Origin of the sequence: Rhodococcus sp. EPR-157 (assembly GCF_001647195.1) — a bacterium.
Taxonomy (GTDB): Bacteria; Actinomycetota; Actinomycetes; order Mycobacteriales; family Mycobacteriaceae; genus Rhodococcoides.
The window spans coordinates 12,269-29,261 of sequence record NZ_LVCV01000398.1 but is presented as its reverse complement, the minus strand read 5'-3'; the positions used below and the strand labels follow the sequence as shown (position 1 = coordinate 29,261).

The 16,993-nt window shown below is 65.2% G+C and carries 18 protein-coding genes; 9 read left to right on the top strand and 9 right to left on the bottom strand.

Features of this window, described 5'->3' with window-relative positions; genetic code table 11:
- Window positions 1–19 precede the first annotated feature (19 nt).
- Window positions 20–1,255, top strand: a complete 1,236-nt coding sequence (locus tag A2J03_RS18270) for a geranylgeranyl reductase family protein (RefSeq protein WP_068376632.1) — start codon at window positions 20–22, stop codon at window positions 1,253–1,255.
- Between the two features lie 13 nt (window positions 1,256–1,268).
- On the opposite strand, the gene A2J03_RS18265 is transcribed toward A2J03_RS18270, so the two are convergent.
- The 3 genes from A2J03_RS18265 to A2J03_RS18255 all read right to left on the bottom strand — a co-directional run bounded on the left by A2J03_RS18265 (window position 1,269) and on the right by A2J03_RS18255 (window position 3,696).
- Window positions 1,269–1,961: a demethylmenaquinone methyltransferase gene (locus A2J03_RS18265; protein ID WP_068376629.1), complete on the bottom strand. Its 693-nt coding sequence runs from the start codon at window positions 1,959–1,961 to the stop codon at window positions 1,269–1,271.
- A 15-nt stretch (window positions 1,962–1,976) separates the two neighbouring features.
- Window positions 1,977–3,119: a glycosyltransferase family 4 protein gene (locus tag A2J03_RS18260; RefSeq protein ID WP_197480848.1), complete on the bottom strand. Its 1,143-nt coding sequence runs from the start codon at window positions 3,117–3,119 to the stop codon at window positions 1,977–1,979.
- Between the two features lie 145 nt (window positions 3,120–3,264).
- Window positions 3,265–3,696, bottom strand: a complete 432-nt coding sequence (locus A2J03_RS18255; protein ID WP_082897919.1) for a DUF3592 domain-containing protein — start codon at window positions 3,694–3,696, stop codon at window positions 3,265–3,267.
- A gap of 58 nt (window positions 3,697–3,754) precedes the next feature.
- Here A2J03_RS18255 and A2J03_RS18250 point away from each other — a divergent pair, with 58 nt between their 5' ends.
- On the top strand, window positions 3,755–4,267 hold the full coding sequence (locus A2J03_RS18250; RefSeq protein WP_068376623.1) for a DUF2505 domain-containing protein: 513 nt from the start codon (window positions 3,755–3,757) through the stop codon (window positions 4,265–4,267).
- On the opposite strand, the gene menD is transcribed toward A2J03_RS18250, so the two are convergent.
- The gene (menD, locus tag A2J03_RS18245; protein ID WP_068376620.1) at window positions 4,264–5,874 is read right to left on the bottom strand and encodes a 2-succinyl-5-enolpyruvyl-6-hydroxy-3-cyclohexene-1-carboxylic-acid synthase; all 1,611 of its coding nucleotides are present in this window, start codon (window positions 5,872–5,874) and stop codon (window positions 4,264–4,266) included. The genes A2J03_RS18250 and menD overlap by 4 nt on opposite strands.
- A 73-nt stretch (window positions 5,875–5,947) precedes the next feature.
- Here menD and A2J03_RS18240 point away from each other — a divergent pair, with 73 nt between their 5' ends.
- Genes A2J03_RS18240 through A2J03_RS18230 form a run of 3 tightly spaced genes read left to right on the top strand, consistent with a single transcriptional unit; the run spans window position 5,948 to window position 9,058 of the window.
- Window positions 5,948–6,544, top strand: a complete 597-nt coding sequence (locus A2J03_RS18240) for a flavin reductase family protein (RefSeq protein WP_068376617.1) — start codon at window positions 5,948–5,950, stop codon at window positions 6,542–6,544.
- Window positions 6,541–7,581, top strand: a complete 1,041-nt coding sequence (locus A2J03_RS18235) for an AbrB family transcriptional regulator (protein WP_156520448.1) — start codon at window positions 6,541–6,543, stop codon at window positions 7,579–7,581. The genes A2J03_RS18240 and A2J03_RS18235 overlap by 4 nt, the downstream gene beginning before the upstream one ends.
- A 58-nt stretch (window positions 7,582–7,639) precedes the next feature.
- Window positions 7,640–9,058, top strand: coding sequence for a DUF2252 domain-containing protein (locus A2J03_RS18230; RefSeq protein ID WP_068376612.1), 1,419 nt, complete (start codon window positions 7,640–7,642; stop codon window positions 9,056–9,058).
- A 74-nt stretch (window positions 9,059–9,132) separates the two neighbouring features.
- Here A2J03_RS18230 and A2J03_RS18225 read toward each other — a convergent pair whose 3' ends face one another.
- The 3 genes from A2J03_RS18225 to A2J03_RS18215 form a co-directional block, all read right to left on the bottom strand.
- On the bottom strand, window positions 9,133–9,579 hold the full coding sequence (locus A2J03_RS18225; protein ID WP_068376609.1) for a DUF6918 family protein: 447 nt from the start codon (window positions 9,577–9,579) through the stop codon (window positions 9,133–9,135).
- A 90-nt stretch (window positions 9,580–9,669) separates the two neighbouring features.
- Window positions 9,670–10,641 carry an o-succinylbenzoate synthase gene (locus tag A2J03_RS18220; RefSeq protein WP_068376606.1) on the bottom strand — a complete coding sequence of 324 codons (972 nt, stop codon included), beginning with the start codon at window positions 10,639–10,641 and terminating at the stop codon, window positions 9,670–9,672.
- Window positions 10,638–11,267, bottom strand: coding sequence for a PaaI family thioesterase (locus tag A2J03_RS18215; RefSeq protein WP_068376709.1), 630 nt, complete (start codon window positions 11,265–11,267; stop codon window positions 10,638–10,640). The genes A2J03_RS18220 and A2J03_RS18215 overlap by 4 nt, the downstream gene beginning before the upstream one ends.
- Window positions 11,268–11,340: 73 nt before the next feature.
- Here A2J03_RS18215 and A2J03_RS18210 point away from each other — a divergent pair, with 73 nt between their 5' ends.
- From A2J03_RS18210 to A2J03_RS18195, 4 genes are read left to right on the top strand one after another with little or no spacing between them, the layout of a single operon-like run.
- A complete protein-coding gene (locus A2J03_RS18210) occupies window positions 11,341–12,234 on the top strand; it encodes a 1,4-dihydroxy-2-naphthoyl-CoA synthase (protein ID WP_068376602.1) in 894 nt (297 codons plus the stop codon).
- A gap of 5 nt (window positions 12,235–12,239) precedes the next feature.
- Complete coding sequence (locus A2J03_RS18205; RefSeq protein WP_082897918.1) at window positions 12,240–13,376, top strand: GGDEF domain-containing protein; 1,137 nt, start codon at window positions 12,240–12,242, stop codon at window positions 13,374–13,376.
- 56 nt (window positions 13,377–13,432) lie between these two features.
- Window positions 13,433–13,885: a hypothetical protein gene (locus A2J03_RS18200; protein ID WP_068376599.1), complete on the top strand. Its 453-nt coding sequence runs from the start codon at window positions 13,433–13,435 to the stop codon at window positions 13,883–13,885.
- Between the two features lie 28 nt (window positions 13,886–13,913).
- Entirely contained in the window at window positions 13,914–14,297 is a 384-nt protein-coding gene (locus tag A2J03_RS18195) for a VOC family protein (RefSeq protein ID WP_068376597.1), read from the top strand.
- Here the strand turns inward: A2J03_RS18195 and A2J03_RS18190 are convergent.
- Both A2J03_RS18190 and A2J03_RS18185 read right to left on the bottom strand, forming a co-directional pair.
- Complete coding sequence (locus tag A2J03_RS18190; protein ID WP_068376594.1) at window positions 14,294–15,571, bottom strand: sensor domain-containing phosphodiesterase; 1,278 nt, start codon at window positions 15,569–15,571, stop codon at window positions 14,294–14,296. The genes A2J03_RS18195 and A2J03_RS18190 overlap by 4 nt on opposite strands.
- Before the next feature lie 93 nt (window positions 15,572–15,664).
- Window positions 15,665–16,984 (bottom strand): hypothetical protein, encoded by a 1,320-nt coding sequence (locus A2J03_RS18185; RefSeq protein WP_231912593.1) that lies wholly within the window; start codon window positions 16,982–16,984, stop codon window positions 15,665–15,667.
- Between the last annotated feature and the right edge of the window lie 9 nt (window positions 16,985–16,993).

The following is a 16,993-nucleotide window of genomic DNA, read 5'->3' as shown; positions in this document are numbered from 1 at the left end:
CCACTGCGATACTGGATCGGTGACGTCCGCATCGCAGTTACCCATCGAAGCCGACGTGCTGGTGGTCGGCGCAGGTCCCGCCGGGTCGGCGGCCGCCGCCTGGGCCGCGCGTGCAGGTAGAGACGTCGTGCTCGCAGATTCGGCGACGTTCCCGCGCGACAAGACCTGCGGCGACGGCCTCACTCCCCGCGCGATAGCCGAGCTCGACCGGCTCGGCATCGGTGAGTGGGTGCGCGGGCGTGCCGAGAACAGAGGGTTGCGACTGTCGGGCTTCGGTCAGGAACTGCAACTCGAATGGCCGGGTGGGTCACTCCCGTCGGTGGGCAGCGCCGTACCCCGAACCGAGTTGGACGACCGAATACGCAGCACCGCAATCGAATCCGGTGCGACGATGATCCAGGGCGCCAAGGCTGTCGACATCCGACTCGACAACGCGAAGGTCGTGTCGGTCACGTTCTCGAACGGTCACGAGATCACGTGCAACCGACTGATCGTCGCGGACGGTGTTCGCTCGACGCTCGGCAAGAAGCTCGGCAGGCAATGGCATCGCGACACCACGTTCGGCGTCGCGGCGCGCGCATACATCTCCTCCGAGCGATCGTCGGATCCGTGGATCTCCTCGCACCTCGAACTCCGCGACGCCGCTGGAACGGTGCAACCCGGTTACGGCTGGATCTTCCCGCTCGGCACCGGCGAAGTGAACATCGGTGTCGGGACACTGGCCACAGCCAAACGCCCGGGCCCCGGTGCGTTGCGTCCGCTGCTGGACCTGTACACCTCGCAGCGGCGTGACGACTGGTCGTTGTCGGGCGATCTACGCGCCGTTGCGTCGGCGCTGCTGCCGATGGGCGGGGCGGTCTCGAATGTCGCGGGCGCGAACTGGGCCATCATCGGCGACGCCGCAGCGTGTGTGAATCCACTCAACGGCGAAGGCATCGACTACGGCCTCGAGGGCGGCCGGATGATCGCAGACCTGCTCGACGAGAAAGACCTCACCGAGGCCTGGCCGTCGCTGCTGCGCGAGCACTACGGGCAGGCGTTCTCCATTGCCCGACGGCTCGCCGGCCTCCTCACGGTGCCGCGCTTCCTGCCTGCGACCGGGCCGGTCGGGATGCGTTCGCGGGCGTTGATGACGGTGGCCGTGCGGGTGATGGGCAATCTCGTCACCGAGGCGGATTCGGATCTGGTCGCACGTGCCTGGAGGGCGTCGGGAAGTGCGTCGCTCAGGATCGACGCACGACCGCCGTTCAGCTAGAACAACCTGTAAGTCAGCGGACCGCTCGGTGCAGCGCGACGATTCCGCCCGAGAGGTTGCGCCACTGGACGTTCGACCACCCGTTGCCGGCGATCATGGTGGCCAACTTCTCCTGCGTCGGCCAGGCGCGGATCGACTCGGCGAGGTACACGTACGCGTCGGGGTTGCTGGAGACCGCACGGGCGACGGCCGGCAGGGCCTTCATCAGGTACTCCATGTAGACCGTTCGAAACGGCGCGAACACCGGCGTCGAGAATTCACACACGACGAGCCGGCCGCCAGGCTTGGTGACACGGGCAATCTCGCGGAGTCCGGCCTCGAAATCGGAGACGTTGCGTAGGCCGAAGGAAATGGTCGCTGCGTCGAAGCTCGCGTCTGCGTACGGCAGGTGCATCGCGTCGCCGGCAACCATGGGCACGGGCCGATCGGCGCCTGCCTGCAGCATGCCTTTCGAGAAGTCCGTCGCAACGCACCATGCTCCGCTTCGCGCGAGTTCGACGGTGGACACCCCGGTCCCTGCCGCCAGGTCGAGAACCTTCTCCCCTGGCTTCAGGTTCAGCGCGGCACGGGTCAGTTTCCGCCAGCTGCGGTCCTGCCCGAAGGACAGAACCGTGTTGGTCAGGTCGTACCGACGAGCGACTCCGTCGAACATCGACGCGACCTCGTGGGGTTCCTTCTCGAGCGTTGCACGCGAACTTGTAGCCACTGCTCGAGCTTAGCCTCAAGCCGTTCTGAGCGACCTGTGGCGTTCGTGGCCGAGGACGTCACCGTAGTGCCCGAGCAGCTCGTCGCAGATCGCGGGCCAGGTGCGGTGCAGGACCGATCGGCGTGCGGCTTCGCCGAACCGTGCGCGCATCGTCGGGGCCTCGAGTGCCGCCACCGCACTGGGAAGAAGTTCGGTGAAGCGGTCGACGGGCAGCAGATAACCGTTGCGGCAGTGTGAGACGAGATCGCGCGGGCCACCTGCGTCGGGTCCGATGACCGGGACGCCACTCGCGAGCGCTTCTTGCACCGCCTGGCAGAACGTTTCGTGCTCGCCCGGGTGGACGAAGACGTCGAAGCTCGCGTATGCCTGCGCCAGCTCGTCCCCGCCGAGCTGCCCGGTGAATATCGCCGACGGCATCAGCTTCTCCAGCGACGCCCGGTCGGGTCCGTCTCCGACGATCACGACCTGGATCGCAGGATCCTGTGCGATCACCGCAAGTCTTTCGACGTGCTTCTCCGGTGCGAGCCTGCCGACGAACCCGACGATCAGAGAACCGTCGGGAGTCCACTGCCGACGCAGAGTTTCACGCCGGGACGATGGTGCGAACCGGACGGCGTCGACGCCACGGGCCCACCGGTGGACGCGCGGAACCCCGTGCAGTTCGAGTGCTTCGACCGCCGAGGTCGACGGCGCAAGCGTCCGTGCGGCGCCGCGATGCACCCGTCGCGTCCACCGCCATGCTGCCCGCGATGTCAGACCGAGCCCGTAGCTTTCGGCGAAACCCGCGACATCGGTCTGATAGACGGCCACTGCGGGCACATCGAGCCGGTTTGCCGCGGCGAGACCACCGGCTCCGAGTAGGAAGGGCGACGCCAGATGTACGACGTCGGGCGCGAAGTCACGCAGCGTTGCCGTCAGACCGGGTCCGGGAACTCCGACCGGGAGCGAACTGACTTTGGGCACCATGACGGCGGGCACGCGGTGCACTGGGATGCGACCGTGTTCGACGGCGGCGCGGGGTTTGCCCGACGGATTGTCCGGAGCGACGACCATGGCGTCATGGCCTGTTCTTTCGAGATGCTCGAGAACCCGGAGAACCGAGTTGGTGACGCCGTTCATGTTGGGTAGGAACGATTCCGCAACGATGGCTACTCGCACGATCCTCAGTGTGGGCAGCGCTTCGGGCCACCGGGAAGCGCAGACGTTACGGGCGAGCGAAGTTCACGCTAATGGTTCTGCTCTGCCACCCACGCCGGACTTGGTTGGTGCAGTGTTCGGCGCCGAAGAAGGACCGTCTCAGCACTTAGCCATGAACAAGATCTTGCCGGTCTCGACGGCGGATCACCAAGAGGGCCGGCGCAGCGATCAACCACGTCACGAAGACGACCGAGGCGGCAGGGATGATCGCGACACTCGCGTTGCGGCCGGACACCCGCACGAGGTCGGGATCGGACTTCGCGAATTCGACGTCGATGCGCTGGCCCGCGATCAAATTGGTCGGGTACAGAACGCCGAGCTGCGGGTTATGGGTGACGCCGTCCGGAGTCACGAAGCTCACTGCCGACCTCAACTTGCCCGCAGAAAGCACCTCGGCAGTCGCCCGGCCCTCGTCGGAGGTGATCGCGCGGTCGTTCTGCCAGGCGGCGACCCCCAACAGGAACGCGAGAACAGAAATCCCGGTCGCGACGATCAGGATCGCGATTCTCGTTCGGCGCCGGGCTTTCGGGGTACTCACGCCGATAGACGTTACTGTGCGTCCCTCGAAGACCATTGTCGTAGTAGCGTCTGCTGGCATGTCTCGCGACTTCGAGTTCACGATCGTCTCCGTACACACCACCGCCGATGTGCACCAGGCACTGACCAGTGAGGAGCAATGGCTCGCCCGCTTCGCGACCGCCGAGAAAACCGACGGATACGAGCTGATCACTCACGCGGACGGTGCATTCACCGTCGACATCTCGGAAGAAGTCGGAACGTCGGAACTGCCGGGATTCGTCAAGAAAGTCATCAGGGGCAAACTGCTGATCACCCGCACCGACCACTGGGGACCACTCGTCGGAGATATCGCCGACGGCACCCTGGCGGGCGGGTCCTCCGCGGTGTCGGCCAGAGTCGAAGGCTCGATGGCCCTGCGTCCGGACGGGGAAGGTTCGATCCTCACAGTGCGAGGCACGTCGACCGTCAAGATCCCACTGATCGGCGGCAAGATCGAGTCGCTCATCATCGACATGATCAAGGACATGGTCGATCGAGAAACCCGCGAAACAATCGAGTGGGCACAGAAAGTGAACGAGGAAGAAGGCTAGAGGCGCGCACGAATTCCGGCGTGAAGTTCGCGTAGGCCCGAGCGTTCCGTCGTCACCTCGAGAACACGGATCCCGTCCGCACCACCCTCGAGCGCAACGGCCAACTCTGCGCCGTCCACGCTGCGGTGTGTGATGCGGTAAGCCGCGCACAGTGCCGCCAGATCCATCCCGTGCGGCGTCCCGAAGACTCGCTCGAACGCGCCGGCGTACTGCGGATCCCCCTGTTCCAGCAGCTCGAAGATGCCGCCGCCATCGTCGTTGGCGACCACGATCGTCAGATCCATCGGGCGAGGCTCACCGGTGCCGATGAGCAGGCCCGCCGCGTCATGGAGAAACGTCAGATCACCCATCAGAGCGATCGTCCGCCCCTCTCTCGCGAGCGCCGCGCCGACGGCTGTGGACACCGTCCCGTCGATGCCCGCCACGCCACGATTCGACAGCACCCGAACACCCGATGTCGGATAGCTGACGAGCGCAGCGTCACGGACAGGGTTCGATGCCCCGAGCAACAGCTGGTCGCCGGCGCGGAGCGAGGACATGACTGTGGCAGCGACATGTAGCCCCGTCGGCTTGGGGTGCGCGGCCAACTGATCACGTACGGCGAGGTCGGCTCGGGCGGACAGGTGGGTGCACCTGGACAGCCACTCGGGTCGAGGACTACCCGAGACAACGGCGCGGGTTCCGGTCGCCAGCACGTTTCCGGAGACATCGGGCCAGCGGGGACCCGTCGTGAGTGCGAAGACGTCGACCGCAGGATCGGCAAGCAGGGATGACACCGGTCGATGCAGCGTCGGACGGCCGGTGATGATCGCCTGACGCGGCTTCAGTTGCGACAACGCGAGTGGATGCAACGGAACGCCGTGCAGCGGCGCCGTCGGCTCCGCGACCGTCGGTAGGCCTGCCAACTCGGGGCGCAGGGCGGCGCCGTGACCGGAGACGACGATGGTGTCGATCGACAGATCTATGTCGACCGGAACGTCGAGCGTCGCCTGCTGCGTCGTCGTCCAGGCGGCGCCACCTGCCCGTCCAGCAGGGGCGGGGATGACGTCGGCGAGATCGGGAACCAGCGGTTCACGGAGCGGGATGTCGAAATGCACCGGACCGGCGTTCCCGGAGCGAGTTCCGCGGGCCGCAGCAAGCACCCGGCATACGGCACTGCGCCACTGACTGTTCTGGCCTTCGCCGTCCTCGGCGAGACCGAGGCTGATCGTCGCCCGGACCTGACTGCCGAACAGTCCGAGCTGCTCGACGGTCTGGTTCGCACCGGTGCCGAGCATCTCGTACGGGCGATTGGCGCTCAGCACGACCAATGGCATGCGTGCGTAGTTCGCTTCGAGAACCGCAGGTCCGAGATTCGCGACAGCAGTCCCCGACGTCATGACCACCGGGACCGGGCGGCCCCCGCCCAAGATCAAACCGATTGCCAAGAAGCCTGCAGTGCGCTCGTCGATGCGCATGTGCAGCCGTAGCCGTCCGGCGGCGTCGGCCTCCTGCAATGCGAACGCGAGCGGCGCATTCCGCGAACCCGGACACAGAACCACATCTCGTACACCGCCGCGGACGAGTTCATCGACGACGGCTGCGGCCTGGGCGCTGGACGGGTTCACTCCTTCAGGTTGTCAGATTCCTGCCGCGCGCCACTATTCGGCCCGGCTGCAGATCGTTTGACACGATGGTGGTGTGCGAACTGTCTTCGATCCGTCCGAGATGCCGCCTGGCGGCTTCTATCCCCTGCTCACGTCGTCTGTCGTGCCGCGTCCCATCGCCTGGGTATCGACCGTATCCGCCGACGGCGTGGCCAATCTCGCGCCGTACAGCTTCTTTTCGGTGTCCTCGTCGAACCCACCTGTAGTGCAATTCACGTCTGTCGGCCGCAAGGACAGCCTGCGGAACATCGAGGCGACGGGCGAGTTCGTCATCAACCTGGCAACCGAACACCTGGCCGAACAGGTCAACGCTTCGTCGGCGGTGTACGAGCACGGCGTCAGCGAATGGGCAGAACTCGGAATCGTCAGTGAACCGAGCGAGAAGGTCGCCCCTCCTCGCGTCGCGGAATCTCCTATCGCCATCGAGGCGACGTTGCATCGCATCATCGAGGTCGGTAATTCGTTCGTCGTCATGGGACGCGTCGTCGCCCTCGCTGTGCGCGAGGAGTTCATCGCCGACGACGGGCTTCCGTCGTTCGAGAAGATCGCGCCTCTGAGCCGTCTCGGTCGCAACGAATGGGGTCTGCCGCCGCAGGTGCGCTTGATCGACCGGCCCGGCACTCCTTCTTGACCCGCTGGCTCTCCCTGATCGTTGTCACCGTCGTCCTGACGCTCGGTGCGTCGCAGCTCGGGGTGCCCTCGGCGGGCCTCTTCGTCGCCCTGTTCGTCGCCGTCGTCTTCGCGCTCGCAGGATGGGCGCCGTCCTCCGGCGTACCCAGGAAGATCGGTATCGCCGCGCAGGCGATTCTCGGCGTCGAGATCGGCACCCTCGTGCAGCGCGACACCTTGTCCACACTCGGCGACAACTGGGTCCCTGTCGTACTCGCGTGCATCGGAACCCTGGTGCTGTCGCTCGCAGCGGGCGCTCTGCTCGGACTCCGACGTGACGTCGATACGATCACCGGTTCCCTCGCCCTCGTCGCGGGCGGTGCGTCGGGTCTGGTTGCCATCGCGCAGGAACTCGGCGGCGACGAACGGGTCGTCGCGGTGGTGCAGTACCTCAGGGTCGTTCTTGTGACGACCACGATGCCGATCGTCGCAACGGTGGTGTTCTCGGCGCGAGGAACCGACGCCGTGATCGTCGACGCCGTGAAAGCACCGTGGCTCGTCGATCTGCTGTTCGTGGTGGTCTGCGGTGCTGTCGGGTACGCCGTCGCAGTGCTCGTCAGGCTTCCGGCGCCGGGTCTGCTCGGTCCGCTGATCGTTGCGACCGCGGCTGATCTGCTCGGTTTCTCGTTCGGCGCGGGCGTTCCGTCGCTGCTGTTGGCTGCGGCGTACATCGGGATCGGTTGGCAGGCCGGTATGCGCTTCACGATGGACAGTCTGCGATCGATCTCCAGGGTGCTGCCGACCGCGCTGCTCCTGATCATCGGCATCACCGTCGGGTGTGCACTTCTGGGTCTGTGGCTCACCGCGTCGACGTCCATCACCGCTTACGAGGGCTATCTCGCCACGACGCCGGGAGGGGTGTATGCAGTCCTCGCCATCGCAGCGTCGACGGGCGCCAACGTCACCTTCGTCGTCGCGGCCCAGGTGATCAGGGTGTTCATGATGCTCTTCGCCGTCCCTGTCGGTACGAAAATCGTTCGGCACTATCGGGAGAAGTGAGTGGGGGTCCTCGCGAGGCGCACGAAAACCCCCCGCACGTCCGACATAGAGTTCTTCCATGCCCGATGCCCATGCAGGCCATGCCGTAGTCCCCCAGGTCGGCAATGTGGACAGTAAGTCCTACGCCACACTGCGGGCGAGGACGACTCCCCGCGCCGAGCGCTACGAGCTGGGCAAGAGCCTCCGCCAGCACGTGTCGCGTGAGTCGATGGGCGACTGGACTCCCCCGGCGAACCGTCTGGACCCCATCAGGCAGATCGAACACTCGCACGACGGTCGGATCGATTGGCTCATTCCGGTCCGGGTCGAGCGGATGGCCGAGTCACCCTACGGTTTCCTCCGGGGAACGGCCATCGTCATGGCCCGCGACGTCGCCCTCCTCCCGTCGACCGGCATCACCCCCGTCATCAGCGGTGATTCGCACCTCGGAAATTTCGGTTTCTACGCGTCCCCCGAACGGGACCTCGTCATCGATCTCAACGACTTCGACGAGGCACACCCCGGCGCCTGGGAGTGGGACCTACGACGCCTCGCCGCAAGCATCTGGGTGGCAGGCCGGCAGAACGGACGGACCGAAGACCAGTGCGAGGAAGCCGTCGCAGCGTGCGTTCGGGCGTATCGGATCGAGGTGTCCCGCTTGGCCGACGAGCCGCTGATGTCACGCTCGTTCCAGCGCCTCACTGCAGAGAAGCTGCAGGCCGACGCGACCGAGGGCTCGTTGCGCAAGGAGATCAAGAGGGCGACCAAGAAAGCACGCAGGCGCACGAGCGACCGCGTGTTGCCGCGGTTCACCGAAGAGCACGAGGGCACCCGGCGGATCGTGGAGGAACCTCCCATCACTACGCGCCTTCCGGCTCGTGACGAGGAACTGTTGGCCCAGGGACTGGACGATTACCTGCAGACGCTGTCGCCGCATTGGCGTCGAGTGCTCGGCGGCTACACGCTGATCGACGTGGCCCACCGGGTCGTCGGCGTCGGAAGTGTCGGTCTGCGCGCCTACGTGGCTCTGCTCGAGGGCAGTAGTCCGGACGATGTGGTGTTCCTTCAGCTCAAGCAGGCGCGACGCTCGGTGCTGGCGCCGTACGTGCACGGCGAGTCGGCGTGGCACGCACACCAGGGGCAACGCGTCGTCGAGTACCAGCAGGATCTGCAGACCGTCAGCGATCCGCTTCTCGGGTGGACGACGATCGACGGTCGTCAGTACTACGTCCGGCAGTTCCGGAACATGAAGGGCACGATCGACCTCGGCTCGATCGATGCCCCCGCGCTCGTGGACTACGCAGGCGTCGTCGGCCGGTTGCTCGCCAAGGGACACGCACGCACGAGTGGGGCGTCGATGATCGCGGGGTACACAGGCGATTCCGACATCCTCGATATCGCGCTGTGCCGGTTCGCGCGGCTGTACGCCGATCAGACCGAATCCGACCATGCATTGCTGGTGGAAGCTGTGAGGAATGGCCGCTTCGATCAGCCGTGACCTGGCGCTCCACGCCAGTGGCACGGTTAAGTGTCACAGGGTGCACTCAACCGCACCACTGGCGACGGAGTCGCCTACGCGGCGTACTTGGTGACCAGATCGCCCAGACGCGGCAGTGCCTCGGCGACGTTCTTCTGAGCCGACCCCCGCAGGCTGCCGTAGAACTTCTTCACCACGCTCTTGTCCGTGTCCTCGATCCGCGAATCGGTGACCGACAGCAACGCGTTCGACACCTGATCCGAGTTCGCGACGAGGTAGTCCGCGAACGAACCGGCCGGCGCCGCGTTGTACGACTGCCAGAACGGCTCGAGCTGGTCGACGAAGTCAGGCCACAGCGCCTCGACGGCCTTTTCGATGTACGACGGTCCGACCTTCTTGACCGCGCCGTACCCGCCCTTGACCGCGAGGCCGCTGGCTCCCTTCTTGTCCGAGACCTCGGCGTCGATCAGCGCCAGAACGTCGGACAGTAGAACATCGCGCTTCGACTCGTCGAGCAACGATTCCTTCAGTGCAGCAACCACTTCGAAATTCCTCCCAAGATTCTTCGGTTTCCGCGCACATCAACGTCGGCGTGCGGCCGTCGGAAGATTACCGCAGCTACAGCAGGTAGGTCAGTTCAGGAACGCGTACGTCCGCCGAACTCGCTCGTGCCACCACCGGACACGCTCGTCCGATGCTGCCAACGCTTCCAACCTGGACGAGTCCGGTTCGACCGAGCCGGCGAGCAGAGTTCCGTCGACGAGTTCCTGGCCCGGACAGACGTCGTCGACGAACAAGCTGCCGGTTCCGAGTCCGCACGCGAACTCGAGCTTCGGGATCGCCGCGGCGGCAGCGATTCCGGCCGAGATTCCGACCGCAGAATCCAGCGCACTCGACACGACGACGGGCACGCCGTATTCACCGAGTTCACCCGCCAGTTCCAGCAGAGCTCGCATCCCGCCGAGCGGTGCGACCTTGACGACAGCGACGTCCGCGCCCCCAGCCCGCACGACGCGCAGCGGATCCTCGGCGCGCCGAATGCTCTCGTCGGCTGCCACCCGCAGTCCCGGTAGTCGGCGACGCACCTCGACGAGCTCGGGAACCGTCGCACACGGTTGTTCGGCGTATTCGAGTTCGCCGTCCTCCAGAAGCAACGACAGGGCCTCGACGGCCTCGTCGACGGTCCAGCCGCCGTTCGCATCGACCCGCACCCGCGGCACGACGGCACGAACGGCCCGAACCCGCTCGACGTCGTCGGCGACCGTCTGTCCCTTTTCGGCCACCTTGACCTTCGCGGTGTCGACGCCCGGGTATCGCGCGAGGATGCCCGGAACTTCCGTCGCTGGGACTGCGGGGACGGTCGCGTTGATACGGACTCGTTCGCGGTGCGGCTCGGGGGGTCCATCCCATGCCGCTTCTATCCCGGAACGCAACCACGCGGAGGATTCCTGATCGTCGTACTCGGTGAACGGCGAGAATTCACCCCACCCTGCGGGACCGCGGACGAGCATCACTTCGCGCGTGGTGATGCCGCGGAACTTGGTGCGCATCGGCAGCGAGAGAACGTGCGATCCGTCGAGGACTTCATCGAGCGACGGGATCACGGCTGACCTTTCAACAGCTGGACCATCAGTGCGTCGCAGTCAGCGAGGACGTTCCCTTCCGTGTCCTTCAACACCGCGCTGATGAACGTCTTGCGACCTTCGACGCGGTCGACGTTGCCCTCGATCACGAGTTCGGTGTCGAGCGGGGTGATCTTGCGATAGTTGATGTGCAGGTACGCGGTACGGCTGATCGGCCGGCCGTAGGCGTGCTGGATCATTCCGAACATGTCGTCGAACAGCAGCGGCAGCGTGCCTCCATGCGCGGCCCCGTTGCCGCCGAGATGGAACCGGCGGAACACACCCCGGCTTCGCACTCCCTCGGCGTCGAACTTCTCGACGGTCCACGGCAGCATCAGCAGAGATCCGCGGCCGGGCAGTGTGATGACGCGTCCCGCGGGCGACTGCCCCTCGGGTACCTGGAACGACTTCAGCTCCTCGTTGATCGCTTCGACCCGTTCGGCGAGGTCGAGGGTCACTTCCGGTGTCGGCGCGGTGCTGACCGCGAGATCCTGCAACGTGCGCAGCGCTTCGACCAGGCGACCGAATTCTGGCCCGACGTCGGCGGGGACGTACTTGGGGAACCCGCCGTGGTGCTCGTACTCGTCCTGGCCTGCCTGTTCGCTCATCCCAGCACCGTAACCTGCGGCAGCTTCTCGGGTATTCGCGACCGGGAGAACCCCACGATCTATCGTGGCGCAGGTGACCTTCACTCCTTCGCTCTGGCAGACCGTTCCCGGGTTCGACGACCTCACCGACATCACCTATCACCGACACGTCACCGACGACACTGTGCGTATCGCGTTCGATCGACCGGACATTCGAAATGCGTTCCGCCCGCACACGGTCGACGAGCTCTACCGGACGCTCGAGCATGCTCGAGTCAGTTCCGACGTCGGAACGGTGTTGCTGACCGGCAACGGCCCCAGCTCCAAAGACGGGGGGTGGGCCTTCTGTTCGGGCGGTGACCAGCGAATTCGTGGCCGCAGTGGCTACCAGTATGCGGGTGGCGAAACCGCAGACACCGTCGACAAGGCGCGCGCAGGCCGACTTCATATCCTCGAAGTGCAACGCCTCATCCGGTTCATGCCGAAGGTAGTGATCTGCCTGGTCAACGGCTGGGCAGCGGGCGGCGGTCACAGCCTGCACGTCGTCTGCGATCTGACTCTGGCCAGTCGCGAGCACGCTCGGTTCAAGCAGACCGACGCGGACGTCGGCAGTTTCGACGGAGGTTACGGAAGCGCTTACCTCGCGAAGATGGTGGGACAGAAGTTCGCTCGCGAGATATTCTTCCTCGGCGATACGTACACCGCCGAGGAGATGCATCGAATGGGCGCCGTCAACCGCGTCGTCGATCATGACGAACTCGAGAACGTGGCCATCGAATGGGCAGCGAAGATCAACGCCAAGTCGCCACAGGCTCAGCGGATGTTGAAGTACGCGTTCAATCTGCAGGACGACGGTTTGGTCGGCCAGCAGTTGTTCGCCGGCGAGGCCACTCGGCTGGCGTACATGACCGACGAAGCAGTCGAAGGCCGTGACTCGTTCCTCGAGAAGCGCGACCCGGACTGGTCCCCTTTCCCCAGATACTTCTGAGGAAGATGTCCGTTTCCCGTTCGCCACGCCCGCGTCACGGTCGCGCGCCCGACAGTGCTGCGGCGGCGATCGCCTTGTGGTTCGTCCAGCCGCACGACTACGAGTGGATGAAGGAGTTTCAGAACTCCCACGCGTCGGGAAAGATCATCGGGATCATCGTGGCTTTGTCGGTGATCAATGTCAGCGGCATGTCGCTCGTGTCGTTGTTCGCGGACGGCGGCCCGACCGGAGCTGCTGCGACGGCACTGACGCTGACGCTGTGCACAGTCAACCTCGTCATCGCGGCACTGTGGATCGTCCGACCGTTTCCCGGACGCCTCGGCGTCGTCGCCTTCGCCATCTACGCGGACGTCGGCGTCGCGGCCACACTGTCGGTGTTCGATCTGCAGTACGCACTGATCGGCTGTGTCCTGTTCGCAGTGATCGGCGCGTTCGTCACGTTCTTCCTGAGCCCTCGGTGGGTGGTGACCCACCTCGTGTTCACCTCCGCCGTCGCTCTGACGTTCACCGCAGCGCTGTACCTCCGAGGCGAGATGGAGACGCTTACTCTTTTCGTCCAGGCCGACGTGGTCCTGATCGCCATCATGAGTGTTCCGGTCACCACGCACATCTTCCTCACCACGCTGTCTGCCGACGCGCGCAGTTCCGTTCTCGATCCGCTGACGGGACTGCTCAATCGCCGAGGTCTCGACGCCGCGCTCGAGGACCTGTGGGCGCAGGGTCGACGAGAGGGTCAGTGCGCAGCCGTCGTGGTGGTCGACATCGACAACTTCAAGTCCGTCAACGACATTCACGGGCACGACGCCGGAGACGCCGTCATCTGCTCCGTCGCCGAGCGTCTGACCTCGCATGTCGCACGATACGGCGTTCTCGGACGCACCGGCGGCGAGGAATACCTGGCCGCCGTCGTCACCTCCAGACTGCACATCGACGCGTTGATCCACGGCATCCGACGAGCACTACATGGAGAAAACGACACCATCCCGGTGACGGTGAGTGTCGGGGCAGCCATTCTCTACGCGGAGTCGAGTCTGTGGAACACCAGTACCGACACGGTGCGCGTCGCCGCTCGGGTGGCGGACTCCAAGATGTACGAGGCGAAAGCCGCGGGCGGGAATCGCGTCGTCACGACGTTGATCTAGAACCGTCATTGGATCCACAGGTTTTCGACAACACACATTTCGGCAATACCCATTCGATGAGCAACAACCGAACGAGCACAGACCGTCAGACCCCGTCGCCCGATCACCGTCGACCTCCGACGGTGTCGGACGAATCGATTTCCGCCGTCGGCAAAGTCTCGGAAGCGTTGGAAACCATCGAACGCGCCCGCGGCCACCTCTACTCGTTTCATCAGCTGATCGGGCACGCAGATCTACAACTCGGGGAGGCTGTCGATGCGCTGCGAAACGCCGGCCACGCCGAGCAGGCCGATCGATTGAACTCCGAGCTGATCGGACGCAATGTCGTCGACGGACGCTGGTCCTTTCAGATCGTCGAGGAGTTCGACGACCTGTACTGGTCGGAGTTCCGCAGCCACGAGCAACAGGTCCGTGAGGAACTGCAGGATGGAAAACGACACGTCTTCGAGGCCGAAATGAAAGAGTCGCGGCGCACCCACGGTAAGCCTGGGCACGAGGCGACACCCTGACCCACGGAACGTGTGGTATCGATGAGCCGTGGAAATACTGAGCGGCCGAACGATTCTGCGTCCCGTCGACTACCAACGGACCCTCGCCTTCTATCGAGACGGTCTCGGGCTCGCCGTACACCGCGAATACGGCGCTGGAACGGTCTTCTTCGCCGGCCAAGCCTTGCTCGAGATAGCCGCGCACGGAGGATCGGAGTCACCGCAGCGGTTCGACGGCGCTCTGTGGTTGCAAGTCCGCGACATCGAATCTGCCTCGGCGGAATTGCGGAGCCGCGATGTAGTGATCGAACGCGAAGCGAAACAGGAATCCTGGGGGCTGATCGAGTTGTGGCTTCGAGACCCGGACGGCGTGCCGATCGTCTTGGTCGAGATCCCCGCCGACCATCCCCTGCGGTGCGACGTGCGCGGCTAGCCGACGCCGCTCACGAGCCTTCGGACAGCCGAGGCCGATTGCGGGCGAGACCACAGAAATCCTTGCGCGAGAGTGCAGCCGAGTTCGAGCGCGATCTCGGCTTGCTTGGGGGTCTCGATGCCCTCCATGACCATGACCAACCCGAGATCGTGTGCGACCGAGGACAGTGCGCGCACCAGCGCCCGACCACGATCGGTATCGATGAACTTGGTCAGTTGGGCGTCGATCTTGATGCCGTCCGGCTCGAGGGTGACAAGACGCTCGAGCGAGGACCAACCGGAACCGAAATCGTCGAGCAACACTTGAAATCCAAGAGCGTGCACGTCGTCGATGTGTCTACGGATGAGGGGGCCGTCGCTGACCGACGATGTCTCGGTCAGTTCGAGCAAGATATGGCGCGGCGACACGGTGGAGTGGGCAACGGCGCTCTGAAGCTGCGCGACGGCATCAGGATGTGCAAGGTGCCTGCCGGACATGTTGACGCTGAGCCTCAGGTCCGGCTGATACTCGTGCCACACCTGCGCCTCCTTCACCGCAAGTCGGAGGACTTCGAGGTCGATGTCGATGATCAACTCGCTCGACTCGGCGAACGGAACGAAGTCGACGGGTGACACGAGCCCTCTCGTCGGATGATGCCACCGCGCAAGAGCCTCGAATCCGATGGTGAAACCGGTACGCAGATCCACCACCGACTGGAACCACGGCACGATCTGGCCCGCATCCAACGCACCGGCCAAGTCGTGGTCGTTGTCCAGTTTGGCCGAGGTCGAGCCCACTCGCCGATGCAGGTCGAGTTGTTCTTCGAGAACCGACCCGTACTGTTCGAGCTCCTGTAGTTGCCCCTCGCTCAACTCACGCGGCATCCGGTCGAGCAAGCACAGTGAACCGATCACCAGTCCTTCGCGGCCTCGGAGCGGAACCGACGCGTAGGCCGCAATCCCGTTCTGGTCGAGGATGTTGCGCTGACGGACGGTGGCGTCGATTCGGTTGCGGGTGACGACTGCAGGCTTCTCGGACCGCACGACGTCGTCGCACAACGTCGTGGAACGTTCGACCGCAGACACAGGCGGTCCGCCGATGTTCACGAGCGTGTATTGGGTTGTCTCGTCGAGGACGTTGAGCTGCGCGATGGCGAACCCGACGCTTCGCGCGGCAAGTTCTACCGTGGAACGCAGCGCAGGGGTAGTCGCTTCGAGGTCGAGATAGCGGCGAGCCGAGTCGCTCTGTCTGCGCGTCTGCGATCGACGGTTCGGCAAGGTTGAATCATCTTCCACCTGCGTCTCCAATCGAGGCTCCGCGGGCCACCCCCGAGCATGGCGCGGCCGAACGTCAGCTTAGCCGCGGACTGCGTCCGCGCCAGCGTGTCGTCAGACGGATGGAAGCCGGGTGTGTAGCAACCGGTGCCGGAGCAGGGCCGCAGCGAGTCGCGATCCGTCTGGCGAGACAACCGCGTCGGCGCGTCCCGCCCCGGCGTAGGACAGAGCGCCGAGCGCGGTCAGATCGGCCAACACACCGTCGCCGAGTGGTTGTTCGGCGTGTGCGGCCTGCGTTCCACCGACGTGCGACCACCCCTCAGCGGTGAGCAGCTCGGTGAGCAGCTCACTCGAGCCCTCCGGGCGTCGACCACGGGCGACCTCGGCGAGCACGACTTCCGCAGCAATCGTGTCGGGGTGGTACACGGTGCCGATGGTTCGGCTCACGAGTATTCGCCACATCCGGTCCGCACTCATTCCGCGGGCGCGGGCGGTCGGGAGCAGTCGTCCATGGTGTTTACGGACCAACCCGAGCCGCAGCAACAACCGTCGAATACGCAGTACTGGCTCGGTGTCGAGTTCTTCGCCCGTGGGAAAGGGCCATTCCCGCGGCGTCCACAGGGTGCCGACGGCGCGTTCGACGACGGCTCCCGGGAGGTAGCCCCGCTCGTCGAGCGTGATTCCGTCGCCGACGATGCCGAGCAAGCCTTCGAGCCTGCGGACACACGAGTACGCCGGTTCGGCGGCATCGTGCAGCGGCACGGACAGGTCGCGATAAAGCTCGGCTCTGGGTGGGCTGTATCGCGTCCACAGTGCGATCCGGTGATCGAGTAGTTGCTCGAGCAGTACTCCGCCCGCACGCTCCGACCGCAGTACCGAATCGGTCAGTTGCCTTCGCTTGGCCACCTGAGCCGCGGGGCGCGGTGGCCGGCCACCCTGCCGCGTCGGCGCGAATTCCCCTGCCACAGCAGCAACTTCGAGAGTTTCACTGATGAGATCGGCCACCGAGCGTTCGACGCCGGCGCGGTCGTCCAGCCAGGTGATCAGATCCGTGTCCTCAGGGCCGATTCCGGAGTCTTCGACGGCGTCGAGGACACGCTGCTGCCTCGTTGCTTCGTCTTCGCCGCTGCCGGTGTCATCACCGAGCAGAATTGCCCGCGTCGTAGCGCTGCGCGCGATGTCCGCATATCTGGAGTGTCCGAGCCGGTCCAGCAGGTCGGCCAATGCCTGCGCAATGTCCCATGCGCGTGCCGAGTCGTCCGTGACGTCCACGAGCCGGGACCACAGAAATGTCTGCACCGAGTTCTGCGTCGGGCCGCTCCGGGGCGAGATGCTCCGCAGTCCGTCCCACCCGATCTGCGCATCCGCCGCCGACGCTGGATCCACCGAATCGAGGTACGACAATGCAGCCGCGACCGCGTCATCGAATTCCACGCCTTCCAC

What these genes read in the sequence shown, in the direction of transcription:
- A2J03_RS18230 (WP_068376612.1), top strand. Translation starts at nt 7,640, where the DNA reads ATGCCCGATGCCCATGCAGGCCATGCCGTAGTCCCCCAGGTCGGCAAT.
- A2J03_RS18205 (WP_082897918.1), top strand. Translation starts at nt 12,240, where the DNA reads ATGTCCGTTTCCCGTTCGCCACGCCCGCGTCACGGTCGCGCGCCCGAC.
- A2J03_RS18250 (WP_068376623.1), top strand. Translation starts at nt 3,755, where the DNA reads ATGTCTCGCGACTTCGAGTTCACGATCGTCTCCGTACACACCACCGCC.
- A2J03_RS18215 (WP_068376709.1), bottom strand. Translation starts at nt 11,267, where the DNA reads ATGAGCGAACAGGCAGGCCAGGACGAGTACGAGCACCACGGCGGGTTC.
- A2J03_RS18200 (WP_068376599.1), top strand. Translation starts at nt 13,433, where the DNA reads ATGAGCAACAACCGAACGAGCACAGACCGTCAGACCCCGTCGCCCGAT.